The sequence below is a fragment of the Pseudomonas sp. ok272 genome, assembly GCF_900109995.1.
GTDB lineage: Bacteria > Pseudomonadota > Gammaproteobacteria > Pseudomonadales > Pseudomonadaceae > Aquipseudomonas.
Map to the genome: position 1 here is coordinate 84,525 of NZ_FOCB01000009.1, position 16,062 is coordinate 100,586.

The 16,062-nt window shown below is 61.2% G+C and carries 12 protein-coding genes; 7 read left to right on the plus strand and 5 right to left on the minus strand.

What is annotated here, in order from left to right:
* Positions 1–80 precede the first annotated feature (80 nt).
* From BMW74_RS14585 to BMW74_RS14605, 5 genes are all read left to right on the plus strand, one after another.
* Positions 81–1,022, plus strand: coding sequence for an oxygen-dependent tRNA uridine(34) hydroxylase TrhO (locus BMW74_RS14585; protein WP_093421843.1), 942 nt, complete (start codon positions 81–83; stop codon positions 1,020–1,022).
* A 36-nt stretch (positions 1,023–1,058) separates the two neighbouring features.
* Positions 1,059–1,661 (plus strand): DsbA family protein, encoded by a 603-nt coding sequence (locus BMW74_RS14590; RefSeq protein ID WP_175479229.1) that lies wholly within the window; start codon positions 1,059–1,061, stop codon positions 1,659–1,661.
* 64 nt (positions 1,662–1,725) lie between these two features.
* Positions 1,726–3,480, plus strand: a complete 1,755-nt coding sequence (locus BMW74_RS14595; RefSeq protein ID WP_175479228.1) for an ABC transporter ATP-binding protein — start codon at positions 1,726–1,728, stop codon at positions 3,478–3,480.
* A gap of 184 nt (positions 3,481–3,664) precedes the next feature.
* Positions 3,665–6,124: an EAL domain-containing protein gene (locus tag BMW74_RS14600; RefSeq protein ID WP_093421858.1), complete on the plus strand. Its 2,460-nt coding sequence runs from the start codon at positions 3,665–3,667 to the stop codon at positions 6,122–6,124.
* A gap of 78 nt (positions 6,125–6,202) precedes the next feature.
* Complete coding sequence (locus BMW74_RS14605) at positions 6,203–6,964, plus strand: iron-containing redox enzyme family protein (RefSeq protein WP_371911754.1); 762 nt, start codon at positions 6,203–6,205, stop codon at positions 6,962–6,964.
* 120 nt (positions 6,965–7,084) lie between these two features.
* On the opposite strand, the gene BMW74_RS14610 is transcribed toward BMW74_RS14605, so the two are convergent.
* The 5 genes from BMW74_RS14610 to BMW74_RS14630 all read right to left on the minus strand — a co-directional run bounded on the left by BMW74_RS14610 (position 7,085) and on the right by BMW74_RS14630 (position 11,734).
* Complete coding sequence (locus BMW74_RS14610) at positions 7,085–8,011, minus strand: GGDEF domain-containing protein (RefSeq protein WP_093421868.1); 927 nt, start codon at positions 8,009–8,011, stop codon at positions 7,085–7,087.
* Positions 8,012–8,184: 173 nt separating this feature from the next.
* Positions 8,185–8,925, minus strand: a complete 741-nt coding sequence (locus tag BMW74_RS14615) for a YciK family oxidoreductase (protein ID WP_093421873.1) — start codon at positions 8,923–8,925, stop codon at positions 8,185–8,187.
* A 38-nt stretch (positions 8,926–8,963) separates the two neighbouring features.
* Entirely contained in the window at positions 8,964–9,635 is a 672-nt protein-coding gene (gene mupP, locus BMW74_RS14620; RefSeq protein ID WP_093421878.1) for an N-acetylmuramic acid 6-phosphate phosphatase MupP, read from the minus strand.
* Positions 9,636–9,639: 4 nt separating this feature from the next.
* Positions 9,640–10,338, minus strand: coding sequence for a bifunctional 2-polyprenyl-6-hydroxyphenol methylase/3-demethylubiquinol 3-O-methyltransferase UbiG (gene ubiG / locus BMW74_RS14625; RefSeq protein ID WP_093421882.1), 699 nt, complete (start codon positions 10,336–10,338; stop codon positions 9,640–9,642).
* Between the two features lie 64 nt (positions 10,339–10,402).
* Complete coding sequence (locus BMW74_RS14630) at positions 10,403–11,734, minus strand: TRZ/ATZ family hydrolase (protein WP_093421887.1); 1,332 nt, start codon at positions 11,732–11,734, stop codon at positions 10,403–10,405.
* Between the two features lie 108 nt (positions 11,735–11,842).
* Between BMW74_RS14630 and mtnA the strand changes: the two genes are divergently transcribed.
* Together mtnA and gyrA are read left to right on the plus strand one after the other, a co-directional pair.
* Complete coding sequence (gene mtnA / locus BMW74_RS14635; RefSeq protein ID WP_093421892.1) at positions 11,843–12,919, plus strand: S-methyl-5-thioribose-1-phosphate isomerase; 1,077 nt, start codon at positions 11,843–11,845, stop codon at positions 12,917–12,919.
* 433 nt (positions 12,920–13,352) lie between these two features.
* Positions 13,353–16,022 (plus strand): DNA gyrase subunit A, encoded by a 2,670-nt coding sequence (gene gyrA / locus BMW74_RS14640; protein ID WP_093421896.1) that lies wholly within the window; start codon positions 13,353–13,355, stop codon positions 16,020–16,022.
* Positions 16,023–16,062 lie beyond the last annotated feature (40 nt).

A 16,062-nucleotide genomic window follows, 5' to 3' on the forward strand; every position in this document is an offset into this window, starting at 1 on the left:
CGCAACGCGCCGCTTAGCCGGCGCGTTTTTTTTCGCATCCGGTTCACCCTTTACGAGGGTAGCCACCTGGAGAAATACCCATGACACAACAGATTGTCGTGGCGGCACTGTATAAGTTCGTCACCCTGCAAGACTACGTCGCCCTGCGCGAGCCATTGCTGCAAGCGATGGTCGACAACGGCATCAAGGGCACCCTGCTGATCGCCGAAGAGGGCATCAACGGCACCGTCTCCGGTAGCCGCGAAGGCATCGACGGGCTGATGGCCTGGCTCAAGAACGACCCGCGCATGGACGACATCGACCATAAAGAGTCGTACTGCGACGAGCAGCCGTTCTACCGCACCAAGGTCAAGCTCAAGAAAGAGATCGTGACCCTGGGTGTCGACGGCGTCGACCCGAACAAGCAGGTGGGCACCTATGTCGAGCCGCAGAACTGGAACGCGTTGATCAGCGACCCCGAAGTCCTGTTGATCGATACCCGTAACGACTATGAAGTGTCGATCGGCACCTTTGAAGGGGCAATCGACCCAAAGACCACCAGCTTCCGCGAATTCCCCGACTACATCAAAGCCCACTTCGACCCGGCCGTACACAAGAAGGTCGCGATGTTCTGCACCGGCGGTATCCGTTGCGAGAAGGCGTCGAGCTACATGCTCAGCCAAGGCTTCGATGAGGTGTTCCATCTCAAGGGCGGGATTCTCAAGTACCTCGAAGAAGTGCCGCAGCAAGAGACCAAATGGCAGGGTGACTGCTTTGTGTTCGATAACCGCGTCACCGTGCGTCATGACCTGAGCGAGGGTGACTACGATCAATGCCACGCCTGCCGTACGCCGGTGAGCATCGAAGACCGGGTATCGGAGCACTATGTCGCTGGCATCAGTTGCCCACATTGCTGGGATAAGCTGAGTGAGAAGACCCGTCGCAGTGCAATCGACCGGCAAAAGCAGATTGAACTGGCCAAGGCCCGCAACCAGCCGCATCCGATTGGCTACAACTACAAGCAATCCAACACCGAGGCCTGAACCATGTCCGCGCGCCTGCTCTATGTAATGGATCCGATGTGTTCCTGGTGCTGGGGCTTTGCCCCGGTGGCCGAGGCGTTGGTAGAGCAGGCGCACGCCGCCGGCGTTGACGTGCACGTGGTGGTGGGTGGCTTGCGCACGGGCAACGGTGCAGCCCTGGAGCCTTCCACCCGGCGCTATATCCTCGAACACTGGCAGGCGGTGACCGCCGCGACCGGCCAGCCATTCAAGCTCGAAGGCGCGTTGCCCGACGGTTTTGTCTACGACACCGAGCCGGCCTGCCGGGCGCTGGTCACGGCCCGTAGCCTGGCGCCGGATTGCGCGTGGCGCCTGCTCAAGCTCATCCAGCACGCTTTCTACGCGCAAGGGCGCGACGTGACCCATGCCAGCGTGCTGGTGGAATTGGCCGAGCAGGCGGGGTTGCCGCGTATCGAGTTCGCGGCCGCCTTTGATCGTGCCGACCAGCATGCCGCGACTGTGGCGGACTTCACCTGGGTCCAGGACCTGGGGATCGCCGGGTTCCCGACCCTGCTGGCCGAGCGCAACGGGCAGTTGGCGCTACTGACCAACGGTTACCAACCCCTCAGTGAATTGTCGCCATTGCTCGGTCGCTGGCTGGAGCGCGCGACCTGTGTCTGAGTTGCCTGACGATGTGCTACCCCCCACGCATCTTGATCGACTGAGCTGGGCCAACATCCGCGCCATGGCGCTCAAGCACAAGAAAGCCCTGTGGGCCGCCAATGGTGTCGCGGTACTGGCAACCCTGTGCAGCGTGCCCATTCCCCTGCTCTTGCCGTTGTTGGTGGACGAAGTGCTGCTGGGGCATGGCGACTCTGCCCTGAAAGTGATGAACCGCTTCCTGCCTGACGGCTGGCAAAGTGCCGCCGGCTACATCGGCTTGATGTTGGTGGTGACCCTCGGCCTGCGTTGTGCGGCGTTGGTATTCAACGTGGTGCAGGCGAAGCTGTTTGCCGGGTTGGCCAAGGACATCGTCTACCGTATCCGGATCAGGCTGATCGAGCGGCTCAAGCGGATCTCCCTGGGGGAATACGAAAGCCTGGGCAGCGGAACCGTCACCACGCACCTGGTCACGGACCTGGACACGATCGATAAGTTTGTCGGTGAAACCCTCAGCCGCTTCCTGGTAGCCATGCTTACGTTGGTGGGCACGGCGGGGATCCTGATGTGGATGCACTGGAAGCTGGCGTTGTTGATCCTGCTGTTCAACCCGCTGGTGATCTACGCCACGGTGCAATTGGGCAAGCGGGTCAAGCACCTGAAAAAGCTGGAAAACGACAGCACGTCGCGGTTCACCCAGGCCCTGACCGAAACCCTGGATGCGATCCAGGAAGTACGCGCCGGCAACCGCCAGGGCTTTTTCCTGGGCCGGCTCGGTGCACGGGCCAAAGACGTGCGCAACTATGCGGTCAACTCACAATGGAAGAGTGACGCCTCAAGTCGCGCCAGCGGTTTGCTGTTCCAGTTCGGCATCGATATCTTCCGCGCGGCCGCCATGCTGACGGTGCTGTTCTCCGACCTGTCCATCGGCCAGATGCTGGCGGTGTTCAGCTACCTGTGGTTCATGATTGGTCCGGTCGAACAACTGCTCAACCTGCAATACGCCTATTACGCGGCCGGTGGCGCGCTGACGCGGATCAATGAGCTGCTGTCGCGGGCCGACGAGCCGCAGTATCCAGGCGGTGTGGACCCGTTCAAAGGGCGTCAGACCGTAGGCATCGACGTCCAGGGCTTGAGCTTTGGTTATGGCGAAGAACCGGTGCTGGATCAGTTGAACCTGTCCATCGCCCCCGGTGAAAAAGTCGCCATTGTCGGCGCCAGCGGCGGCGGCAAAAGTACCCTGGTGCAATTGCTGCTGGGCTTGTATACGCCCCAGGCCGGGACGATTCGCTTCGGTGGTGTGACCCAGCAAGACATCGGCCTGGACACCGTGCGGGAGAATGTCGCGGTGGTGCTGCAGCACCCGGCGCTGTTCAACGACACCATTCGCGCCAACCTGACCATGGGCCGTGAACGCAGTGACGACGCCTGCTGGAAGGCGCTGGAGATCGCCCAACTCGAAGCGACGGTTAAGGCGCTGCCGCAGGGGCTGGACAGTATCGTCGGGCGCTCCGGGGTGCGGTTGTCCGGTGGCCAGCGCCAGCGCCTGGCCATCGCCCGTATGGTCCTGGCCGAACCTAAAGTGGTGATTCTCGACGAGGCCACCTCGGCCCTCGATGCCGCGACCGAATACAACCTGCACCAGGCCATGGGGCTGTTTCTCAAGGCGCGCACCACGCTGATCATTGCCCATCGGCTATCGGCGGTGAAACAAGCTGACCGCGTGCTGGTGTTCGATGGCGGAAGGATCGCCGAAGACGGTGACCATCAGCAGTTGATTGCGGACGGTGGGTTGTACGCCAAGCTCTATGGGCATTTGCAGCAAGCACAGCGGCCTTGAGTGTTACTGCGGTTTCTGTGTTTACTGCGCGAGCCCTCCAGCAGGGGATCAGCAGCGGATGCCTATTGATCACAGCGTTGTCGCTCAATCGGTTTTGATCGAAGCCGATTGCCGCCACCACGGCGAAAATTAGCCTAATCTGTGCTTTCAGGTGTTCATCGGGCAGTGTTGGACAAGGGACCTCATGAAGCAAAAGCGGACGCTCGGAACTCCACGGTTGTTGGGCATCGTCTGGCCATTTATTGCCGTCGTGCTCTTTCAAGCATTGCTGGGTGGGGTGAGCCTGTATGTGCTCTCGGCGGTGCGCGGCTATGTCGCTGGCGAGAGCCTGTGGTCCAAGGGCCAGAAGGATGCCATCTACTACCTCAACTTTTATGCCGATAGCCGCGACCCGTCGATATTCCTCAAATACCAGGACGTCATGGCGATTCCCCGGGGCGATCATGAAATGCGCCTTGCCCTGGACCATCAGCCGCCGGATCTGGAGGCGGCACGGCGTGGCATTCTCCAGGGCGGCAACCACCCGGACGACGTGCCGAGCCTGATCTGGTTGTACCTGAACTTCCGTCACTTCAGCTATCTGGAAACCGCCATCAAGCACTGGACGGTGGGCGATGCCTATTTGATGCAGCTGGATAACGTCGCTCGCGAGATGCACGGGCAGATCCAGGGCAATCAGGCGACGCAGGCCGATATCCAGCGCTGGAAGGCGCAGATTTTTGCCATCAACGAAGACGTGACGCCGGCCGCCAAGGCGTTCAGTGATGCCCTGGGCGAGGGCTCCCGCGTCATTCTGCGGCTGTTGTTATTCACCAACCTGGCCACCGCGCTCGGTCTCATCGCCCTTGCCTTGCTGCGTACCCGCAAACTCCTGGCGCAGCGCCATGAGTTTGCCAGTGCCTTGCAACTGGAAAAAGAGCGGGCCCAGATCACCCTGCAGTCTATTGGTGACGGGGTGATCACCACGGATGTGGAGGGCGTTATCACCTACATGAATCCGGCGGCCGAGCTGTTGACGCACTGGAAGGCCGAGCAGGCTGTGGGGCTACCGCTGGCGGCACTGTTCAATCTGCTGGATGAGAACGCCCAGGCCGATGGCTTTACCCTGATCGAGCATATTCTCAGCGGTCAGCTCAGCGCTGGCAGCGATCACGCCAAGCTGATCCAGCGCCTGGATGGCAGCACCGTTTCCGTCACACTGGTGGGTTCGTCGATTCACACGGCCAGCAAAGTCAGCGGCACGGTGCTGGTGCTGCATGACATGACCCAGGAGCGCCAGTACATCGCTAACCTGTCGTGGCAAGCCACGCACGATGCGCTGACCGGGCTGGCCAACCGCCGCGAGTTCGAATACCGCCTGGAGCAGGCGCTGCACAGCTTGACGCGCCAGCCGGCCCGACACGCCTTGATGTTCCTCGACCTGGATCAATTCAAACTGGTCAACGACACCTGCGGGCATGCCGCGGGTGACGAGCTGTTGCGCCATATCTGTGCGCTGCTGCAGTCGGGGTTGCGCGAAGGTGACACCCTGGCGCGGCTGGGGGGGGATGAGTTTGGCATCCTGCTGGAAAACTGTTCACCGGAGGCCTCGGAAAAAGTCGCCGAAGTCCTGCGCCAGACCGTGCAGAACCTGCACTTTGTCTGGAAGGGGCGGCCATTCGTGACCACCGTCAGTATCGGCATGGTCCACATTGCGCAGACCCCGACCACCCTTGAAGCGTCGTTGCGTGCCGCCGACATGGCCTGCTACATGGCCAAGGAAAAAGGCCGCAACCGGGTGCAGGTCTATCACGCCGACGACTCCGAACTGTCCCTGCGCTTTGGTGAAATGGCCTGGGTACAACGCCTGCATATCGCGCTCGAAGAGAATCGTTTCTGCCTGTATGCCCAGGAGATCTGCGCGCTGGGGCATGTGGAGAACGGTGGCGGGCACATCGAAATCCTGCTGCGCCTGCACGATGAAGCCGGGCGGATGATTTTGCCCAACAGTTTCATTCCGGCCGCCGAGCGCTACGGATTGATGACTTCCCTGGATCGTTGGGTGGTCGAGAATGTGTTCAAGATTATCGCCCAGTGCAGGGCGGAAAATCGCGAAGGGCCGCTGGCCATGTGTGCGATCAATCTGTCAGGCACCACCATCGGCGATGAGGCCTTCCTGGTCTTCCTGCGTGAGCAGTTCATTGCCTATGGCATTGCGCCTGAAATGATTTGTTTTGAAATCACTGAGACAAGCGCCATCTCCAATTTGGGCAGTGCAATCAGATTTATTAATGAGCTCAAAGGGTTAGGCTGCCATTTTTCCCTGGATGACTTTTGTGCCGGAATGTCCTCTTTCGCGTATCTGAAACATTTACCTGTAGACTTCCTGAAGATCGATGGGAGTTTCGTAAAGGATATGCTGGACGACCCGATTAACCGTGCAATGGTCGAAGTGATCAACCACATCGGACATGTCATGGGTAAGCGCACAATTGCCGAGTTTGTTGAAACACCGCAGATCGAGCAGGCATTGCTGGAGATCGGCGTGGATTATGCCCAGGGCTACACTATCCAGCGCCCTCAATTGTTTACCTGTGACAGTTTGCAATGTCGGCCCACCAGACCGCAGCCGCTGTTATTCAAGGCGCCTGGTACGTTCCGTTGAAGTCTCTTGTTGATCCGTACAATCACAATCAAAAGGAGTGCGACAGTGATCGATACTTTCAACAGATCCGGCCCGCTTATGGAAGCTGCAAGTTACCCTGCCTGGGCTCAGCAATTGATCCAGGACTGCAGCGAGAGCAAGCGTCGGGTTGTAGAGCATGAACTGTATCAGCGGATGCGTGATAACAAGCTCAGTGCCAGGACCATGCGCCAGTACCTGATCGGTGGCTGGCCGGTCGTCGAGCAGTTTGCCTTGTACATGGCACAAAACCTCACCAAGACCCGCTTCGCCCGCCACCCTGGCGAGGACATGGCGCGTCGCTGGCTGATGCGTAACATTCGAGTCGAACTCAACCACGCTGACTATTGGCTGCACTGGAGCCGTGCGCATGGCGTCAGCCTGGAGGACCTGCAGGCGCAGCAAGTGGCCCCTGAGCTGCATGCGCTGAGTCACTGGTGCTGGCATACCAGCTCGGCGGATTCGCTGATCGTCGCCATTGCCGCGACCAACTATGCGATCGAAGGTGCGACGGGGGAGTGGTCGGCGCTGGTATGTTCCAACGGGATCTACGCGGCATCGTTTCCCGAGGACGACCGCAAGCGCGCGATGAAGTGGCTGAAGATGCACGCCCAGTACGACGATGCCCACCCTTGGGAAGCCCTGGAGATTATCTGCACCCTGGCGGGCCACAACCCCACCCACGCGCTACAGCTCGAGTTGCGTCAGGCGGTGTGTAAAAGCTACGACTATATGTACCTGTTCCTGGAGCGCTGCATGCAGTTGGAGCACCAGGTGAAACCTTCGGTAGCGCGTGAGCGAATGGCGTTGGTCGAAGGTTGATTCTTTAACTCAAAACCACTGTGGGAGCGAGCCTGCTCGCGAAGATGGGGATTACACCGGTGTTGACTGGCACCCCCCGTTTCGCGAGCAGGCTCGCTCCCACAGGTATTGCCCCCGGCCTTATCCGGCCATTGCCAGGCGATTGCGTCCCTCGCGCTTGGCCACATAAAGCGCACTGTCGGCGCGTCGCAGCAAGCTTTGCGCCGACTCTCCCGGCAGTAACGTCGAGCAGCCCAAGCTTACGGTCAGTTCGAGCAGCATCTCATCGACCCGAAAGTCCTGTGCTTGTGCGGCATACCGCAGGCGCTCTCCCACCATGGCGGCCGCCTCACGGCTGGTGTTGGAGAGCAGGATCAAAAACTCCTCGCCGCCAAAGCGAAACACCATGTCGACGTTACGCAGTTGATGCTTGATCGAGATCGCAACGGCCTTGAGCACTTCATCGCCAGTGCGATGGCCGTGGCTGTCATTGATGCGCTTGAAGTGGTCGATGTCGAGCATCAGCAGTGACAGCGGTTGCATGTGCCGGCGCGCCATGTCGATTTCCCGATGCAGGGTCTGATCCATGGCGATGCGGTTGCCGGCGCCTGTCAGCGGATCGCGCAATGCGCTTTGGGTCGCGGCCCGATAGAGCAAGGCATTGCGGATCGGGAACAGCAGCGCGGACAGCAGCGACTCCAGGTTGGCCTGGTCCTGTTCACTGAAGCGCTGGTTGCGCCGGAACACCAGTTCGCCAAGGTCTTGACCTTCATGGCTGAGGCTGTAGCTCGCGCAATGGTGCCCTCGCTGGCCGAACTCCAGGCGCAGATCGCTAGTCTTGTGTTCATAACTGAGTGCGTCCAGTGGCACCAGGCGCTGAACTTCGCGGAAGAACAGGCCCAGGATGCGCTGTGGTTCCAGGCTGGTTTGCAATTGCTGGCCCATCTGCTGGCGCAACTCGCCCAGGCTCGCGGGGCGTGCCAACAGCGGAGGAATTTGTCCAAAGCCCAGGCGCTGCAATTTGGCGCTATCAAAGTCAATTGCGTTGGTCTGGATCGGCGATTTCATATGGCATGGGCCCTAGGCAGGAATGCTGTCTTACAGGCAGGGTGAGGGCGGAGAAGCTGCGCATCATACTGATCCATCAGTCCCGTAGGACGTTTGGCTAGAGTCTAGACTGCTTTGTGGGGTAAAGACGAGCATGCCGCGACGGAAAGCCGTCGCGGCGATAGCGGCGGGGGTTATTGAGCGTCGAACGCCTGGCCATTGACGCCGGTGCTGTCCGGCCCCATCAGGTACAGGTAGACCGGCATGATGTCTTCGGGCGTCGGGTTGTTCAGCGGGTTTTCCCCTGGGTACGCCTGCGCCCGCATGCTGGTGCGGGTCGCGCCCGGGTTGATGCTGTTGGCGCGCATTGGGGCGACGGTCTCGACTTCATCGGCGAGGGTTTGCATCAGACCTTCGGTGGCGAACTTCGAGACGCCGTAGGCACCCCAGTAGGCACGACCTTTGCGGCCGACGCTGCTGGAGGTGAAGATCACCGAGGCGTCCTTGGACAGCTTGAGCAGCGGCAGCAGGGTGCTGGTCAGCATGAACATGGCATTGACGTTGACGTGCATCACGCGCATGAAGTTTTCGCCGGATAGCTGCTCCAGGGGCGTGCGCGGGCCGATGATCGAGGCGTTGTGCAGCAGGCCATCGAGGTGGCCGAATTCGGTTTCGATCATGGCCGCCAGTTCGTCGAACTGGTGTGGCAGCGCGGTCTCCAGGTTGAACGGAATCACGGCTGGCTGTGGGTGGCCGGCGGCTTCGATTTCGTCGTAGACCTGGGTCAGGTTGGCTTCGGTCTTGCCCAGCAGCAGCACGGTGGCGCCGTGCGCCGCGTAGGTCTTGGCGGCGGCAGCGCCGATCCCGCGGCCAGCGCCGGTGACCAGGATGACCCGGTCCTTGAGCAGTTCAGGGCGGGCGGTGTAATCAAACATAAAATACCTCTACAAAAATTAAGCAGGCCGGTCGGGACTCAGCAGCGGCACAGTGCGTTATCCAGCACCTTGCGCAGCTCCAGCGGATGGTCCACGACCACGTCGGCGCCCCAATGCTTGGGGTTGTCGTCCGGGTGAATGTAGCCGTAGGTCACCGCGGCGGTCTTGGTGCCGGCATCGCGGCCTGATTCGATATCACGCAGGTCATCGCCCACGAACAGGACGGTGGCCGGGTCCAGATCGAGCATGCGGCACGCCAGGATCAGGGGCTCCGGATCTGGCTTGCTGTTCTTCACGTGGTCCGGGCAGATCAGCAGCGCGGAGCGTTCGGCCAGCCCCAGCTGTTGCATGATCGGCTCGGCGAAGCGCAGCGGTTTGTTGGTGACCACGCCCCAGATCAGGTTGGCGTTCTCGATGTCCGCCAGCAATTCAGCCATGCCATCGAACAGCTTGCTGTGCACCGCACAGCCGATCAGGTAGCGCTCCAGGAACTCCAGGCGCAGCGCCTCGAAGCCCGGGGACTCGGGGTCCATGGCAAACGTCACCGCAACCATCGCCCGGGCGCCGCCGGAAATTTCGTCGCGGATGTGCTGGTCATTCATCGGCGGCAGGCCGCGATCGGCGCGCATCGCCTGGCAGATGGCAATGAAGTCCGGCGCGGTGTCGAGCAGGGTGCCGTCCATGTCGAAAAGAACTGCTCTGATGGCCATCGGCTTACTCCTCGCGCAGGGTCTGGATCATGTAGTTGACGTCGACGTCGGACGCCAGCTTGTAGTGCTTGGTCAGCGGGTTATAGGTCAGGCCAATGATGTCCTTGACGCTCAGGCCCGCGGCACGGCTCCAGGCGCCCAGCTCGGAAGGGCGGATGAACTTCTTGAAGTCGTGGGTGCCGCGCGGCAGCAGCTTCATGATGTATTCGGCGCCGACGATCGCGAACAGGTAGGCCTTGGGGTTGCGGTTGATGGTGGAGAAGAACACCTGGCCACCCGGCTTGACCATGCGGAAGCAGGCGCGAATCACGGACGATGGGTCCGGTACGTGTTCGAGCATTTCCAGGCAGGTGACGACGTCGAACTGCTCGGGCATCTCTTCGGCCAGGGCTTCGGCCGTGATCTGCCGGTATTCCACGCTCACGCCGGACTCCAGTTGATGGAGCTGCGCGACCGCCAGCGGTGCTTCGCCCATGTCGATGCCCATCACGGTGGCGCCGCGCTGGGCCATCGATTCGCTGAGGATGCCGCCGCCGCAGCCGACGTCCAGGACCTTCTTGCCGGCCAGCTTGACGCGTTCGTCAATCCAGTTGACCCGCAGCGGGTTGATGTCGTGCAGTGGCTTGAACTCGCTTTCGCGGTCCCACCAGCGGTGGGCCAGGGCTTCGAACTTGGCAATTTCAGCGTGGTCGACGTTGCTCATGGATGGTCCTCTTGAATCTAAAGAATTGTGCTGTCGGCCTTGAGGTTCAGCTCAAGGCTTGGGTCTATTCGGTGTGGCCGCCGATACGTCGGCCCCAGGCGGTAGCGCTGGCGACGATCTGGTGTTCATCAAGGCGCGTCAGGCGCCGGTCGTCGAGCAATTGCTTGCCAGCCACCCAAAGGTGTTTCACGCAGTCCCGGCTGGTGGCATAAATCAGCTGTGAAACCGGGTCATAGATGGGTTGCTGGGCCAGGCCAGTCAAGTCAAAGGCCACCAGGTCGGCACACTTGCCGACTTCCAGCGACCCGACGTCGCTCTCCAGGCCCAGTGCCCGGGCGCCGTTGAGGGTGGCCATGCGCAGGGCGCGATGGGCATCCAGGGCGGTGGCCGAACCGGCAACGGCCTTGGCCAGCAGCGCGGCGGTGCGGGTTTCGCCCAGCAGGTCCAGGTCATTGTTGCTGGCGGCGCCATCGGTGCCAACGGCCACATTGACCCCGGCCTGCCACAGTCGCTCCACCGGGCAAAAGCCGCTGGCCAGCTTGAGGTTCGACTCGGGGCAATGAACCACGCTGGTGTTGCTTTCTACCAGTAACGCCAGGTCTTGCTCACTGACTTGCGTCATGTGCACGGCCTGCAAGCGCGGACCCAGCAAACCCAGGCGTGCAAGGCGGGCCAAGGGACGCTCGCCGCGCTGCTCAAGCGATTGCTGCACCTCGAAGGCGGTCTCGTGGACGTGCATGTGAATGGCGGCGTCCAGCTCCTCGGTGATGATCCGGACCTTTTCCAGGTTCTCATCGCTCACGGTGTACGGTGCATGGGGCCCGAAGGCGATTTTGATCCGTGGGTGATGCTTGAGTTCGCCGAACAACTCGACGCCCTGGCGAATCGCCTCGTCGGCACTGCTGGCGCCGGGGATCGGGAAGTCGAGGATCGGAATGGCGATTTGTGCGCGAATGCCACTGTTGTGCACGCGTTCGCTGGCAACCTTGGGGAAGAAGTACATGTCTGAGAAGCAGGTAATCCCGCCCTTGATCTGTTCGGCAATCGCCAGGTCGGTGCCATCGCGCACGAACGCTTCATCGACCCATTTGCCCTCGGCCGGCCAGATGTGTTGCTCCAGCCAGGTCATCAAGGGCAGGTCATCGGCCAGGCCGCGGAACAGTGTCATCGCCGCATGCCCGTGGGCATTGATCAGGCCGGGGCTGAGCAACATGCCCGGCAGCTCGCGGACCTCGGTTGCCATGAGCTTGAGCGCGGCATCGCGCGGGCCGATGAAGGCAATGCGCCCGTCGCGAATGCCCAGGCCGTGATCCTTGAGCACCACGCCAGCCGGTTCCACGGGCACCAGCCAGGTCGGCAGCAAGAGTAGGTCGAGCGCAGCAGCGGGGGTCGGCATCGAAGGTTCGGTCCAGTGCTTTTATAAAGGATGGCGAAGTATACCCGAGCGTCTTCGCGGGGGGATCGCTATAATCAGCCGCTTTTGTTGATGAGTACGGGGTGAGAGATGCGCGATCGACTGTTGGCTGCGGAGAAGGTGAAGGCCATCGATTGGCGCGATGGTGCCCTGTACCTGCTGGATCAGCGCATTTTGCCGTTCGAGGAAACGTGGATTGCCTACACCAGCGCCGCCGGCGTGGCCGAGGCCATTCGCTCGATGGTGGTGCGGGGGGCGCCGGCTATCGGCATCAGCGCCGCCTATGGCGTGGTGCTGGCCGCTCGTGCACGGTTTGCCGAGGGCGGCGATTGGCAGGCCGCGCTGGAACAGGATTTTGCCCTGCTGGCCGATTCGCGGCCGACCGCCGTCAACCTGTTCTGGGCCCTGGGCCGTATGCGCGAACGCCTGGCGCGACTGAAGAGCCATGCCGATCCCCTGGCAGCGCTTGAGGCCGAGGCGCTGGCGATTCATGAGAGTGATCGCGAAGCGAACCTGACCATGGCGCAGCTGGGGGTGGAGCTGATCCGCAAGCACCAGGGCAATGCGCAGGCGATCCTGACCCACTGCAACACCGGCGCACTGGCCACGGGTGGTTTCGGGACGGCCTTGGGGGTGATTCGCGGCGCCTTTATAGAAGGCATGGTCGAGCGGGTGTATGCCGACGAAACCCGGCCCTGGCTACAGGGTTCGCGCCTGACCGCGTGGGAGCTGGCCAACGAAGGCATCCCGGTGACCCTCAATGTCGACTCGGCGGCGGCCCACATCATGAAGACCAAGGGCATTACCTGGGTGATCGTGGGGGCGGACCGGATCACCGCCAACGGTGACGTTGCCAATAAGATCGGCACCTATCAACTGGCGGTCAACGCGATGCACCATGGTGTGCGCTTTATGGTGGTGGCCCCCAGTTCGACCATCGACATGAACCTGGCCAGCGGTGACGAGATCCCGATTGAAGAACGCGACGGCAGCGAGTTGCTGGAGGTGGGCGGCAAGCGCGTGGGGGCGGATGTCGAGGCCTTCAATCCGGTGTTCGACGTGACGCCGGCCGACTTGATTGATGCCATCGTTACCGAAAAAGGCATCGTCGAGCGCCCGGATGCGGCGAAGATGGCGCAGTTGATGTGCCGCAAGCGCTTGCATTGACACGGCGGCGGGCCCGATCAACTTCATTCGCGAGCAGGCTCGCTCCCACATTTGATTGGCGCGCGGGCTCGAACGATCTCTTGTGGGGGCGAGCCTGCTCGCGAAGGAGCCGGAAAAGTCAATAAATCGGCTGCATTCAGCCCTGGATTCTCCAGTCAACGCTGCTCTGAGCCTCTCTCGTCCCCGTTAAGGCTGTCATCGGTCAACTAACTATGCTCCATGCGCGTCAGGGGGATAGGTGCGTGGCGGCTCTTGTGATAACATCCGGCGGTTTCCAAGGCAGTCCCGCGGGGTTGTCCTTACTGCGCAAATCCATGGCTTAACTTGTTGATTTGTCGTAAGTCGGTGCATGGCACTCAGTCTGCGTCGGCGAGCTTCGTTCGTCCCATTTGGATGTGACGAGGTTTCACCAGAAAAAGGAATCAGGCTTCTCATGGGCGAACTGGCCAAAGAAATCCTCCCGGTCAATATCGAAGACGAGCTGAAACAGTCCTACCTCGACTACGCGATGAGCGTAATTGTCGGTCGGGCACTGCCTGATGCGCGCGATGGCTTGAAGCCCGTGCATCGGCGTGTGCTGTTCGCGATGAGCGAGCTGGGTAACGACTTCAACAAGCCGTACAAGAAATCTGCCCGTGTTGTCGGTGACGTGATCGGTAAGTATCACCCGCACGGTGATACCGCGGTGTACGACACCATCGTTCGTATGGCGCAGCCATTCTCGCTGCGTTACCTGCTGGTAGACGGTCAAGGCAACTTCGGTTCGGTCGACGGCGACAACGCCGCGGCGATGCGATACACCGAAGTGCGCATGACCAAGTTGGCGCATGAGCTGCTGGCTGACCTGCACAAGGAAACCGTGGACTGGGTGCCGAACTACGACGGCACCGAAATGATCCCCGCGGTCATGCCGACCCGTGTTCCCAACCTGCTGGTCAACGGCTCCAGCGGTATCGCCGTGGGCATGGCGACCAACATCCCGCCGCACAACCTCGGTGAAGTCATCGACGGTTGCCTGGCCCTCATCGACAACCCTGAGTTGACCATCGATGAGTTGATGCACTACATCCCGGGTCCGGACTTCCCGACCGCCGCGATCATCAACGGTCGCGCCGGCATCATCGAAGCCTACCGTACCGGTCGCGGTCGCATTTACATGCGCGCCCGCTCGATGATCGAAGACATCGACAAGGTCGGTGGTCGCCAGCAGATCGTCATCACCGAACTCCCGTACCAGTTGAACAAGGCGCGTCTGATCGAGAAGATCGCCGAGCTGGTCAAGGAGAAGAAGCTCGAAGGCATTACCGAGCTGCGCGACGAGTCCGATAAAGACGGTATGCGCGTGGTGATCGAACTGCGTCGTGGTGAAGTGCCAGAGGTGATTCTTAACAACCTCTACGCCCAGACCCAGTTGCAGGCGGTGTTCGGCATCAACATCGTGGCGCTGATCGACGGCCGTCCGCGGATCCTGAACCTCAAGGACCTGCTGGAAGCCTTCGTACGTCACCGTCGCGAAGTCGTCACCCGTCGTACCGTGTTCGAACTGCGCAAGGCGCGCGAGCGTGGTCACATCCTTGAAGGTCAAGCAGTTGCCTTGTCGAACATCGACCCGGTAATTGCCCTGATCAAGGCCTCGCCAACGCCGTCGGAAGCCAAGGAAGCGCTGATCAGCACTGCCTGGGAATCTTCCGCCGTGGTAGCGATGGTCGAGCGTGCCGGCGCCGATTCGTGCCGTCCAGAGACCCTGGACCCGCAATACGGCCTGCGCGAGGGCAAGTACTTCCTGTCGCCAGAACAGGCACAAGCCATTCTGGAGCTGCGCCTGCACCGCCTGACCGGCCTGGAGCACGAGAAGCTGCTGGCCGAGTATCAAGAGATCCTCAACCAGATCGGCGAGCTGATCCGCATCCTCAGCAGCGCCACGCGCCTGATGGAAGTGATCCGCGAAGAGCTGGAAGTGATCCGTGCCGAATACGGCGACGTGCGCCGCACCGAGATCCTCGATGCGCGCCTGGACCTGACCCTGGGTGACATGATCCCGGAAGAAGAGCGCGTCGTGACGATTTCCCACGGTGGCTACGCCAAGACCCAGCCGTTGGCTGCGTACCAGGCTCAGCGTCGTGGCGGTAAAGGCAAGTCGGCTACCGGCGTCAAGGATGAGGACTACATTGCTCACCTGCTGGTCGCCAACAGCCACACCACGCTGCTGCTGTTCTCCAGCAAGGGCAAGGTCTACTGGCTGAAAACCTACGAAATCCCGGAAGCATCTCGTGCCGCCCGTGGTCGTCCGTTGGTCAACCTGCTGCCGTTGGACAGTGACGAGTACATCACCACCATGCTGCCGGTCGAGGAATACACCGAAGGGCACTTCATCTTCATGGCCACTGCCAAAGGCACCGTGAAGAAGACGCCGCTGGAATCCTTCAGTCGTCAGCGCAGCGTGGGCCTGATCGCGCTGGAGCTGGACGAGGGCGACGTACTGATTTCGGCCGCCATCACCGATGGCGAGCGCGAAGTCATGCTGTTCTCCGACGGTGGCAAGGTGACGCGCTTCAAGGAATCCGACGTTCGCGCCATGGGCCGTACTGCCCGCGGTGTGCGCGGCATGCGTCTGCCGGAAGGCCAGAAGCTGATTTCCATGCTGATCCCGGAAGATGGCAGCCAGATCCTCACCGCTTCGGCGCGTGGCTATGGCAAGCGTACCGCTATCAGTGAGTTCCCTGAGTACAAGCGTGGCGGCCAGGGTGTTATCGCCATGGTCAGCAACGACCGTAACGGCCGTCTGGTCGGCGCGGTGCAAGTGCTCGATGGCGAGGAGATCATGTTGATTTCCGACCAGGGTACGTTGGTGCGCACCCGGGTTGACGAAGTGTCGAGCCTGGGTCGCAACACCCAGGGCGTCACGCTGATCAAGCTGGCTAGCGATGAAACGCTGGTTGGCCTTGAGCGGGTTCAGGAACCGTCGGAAGTCGAGGGCGAAGAGCTCGAAGGCGAAGAGGGTGCTGAGCTGGAGGGCGTGGAAATTGACGCAGGCGCCGAGCCGGACGACATGATCGAAAGCCAGCAGGCTGATGCCGCTGACGAAGAAGAGCCGCAAGACTAACCAAATCGTAGCAGGGCAGAGTGTTTGCTCTGTCCGCTAC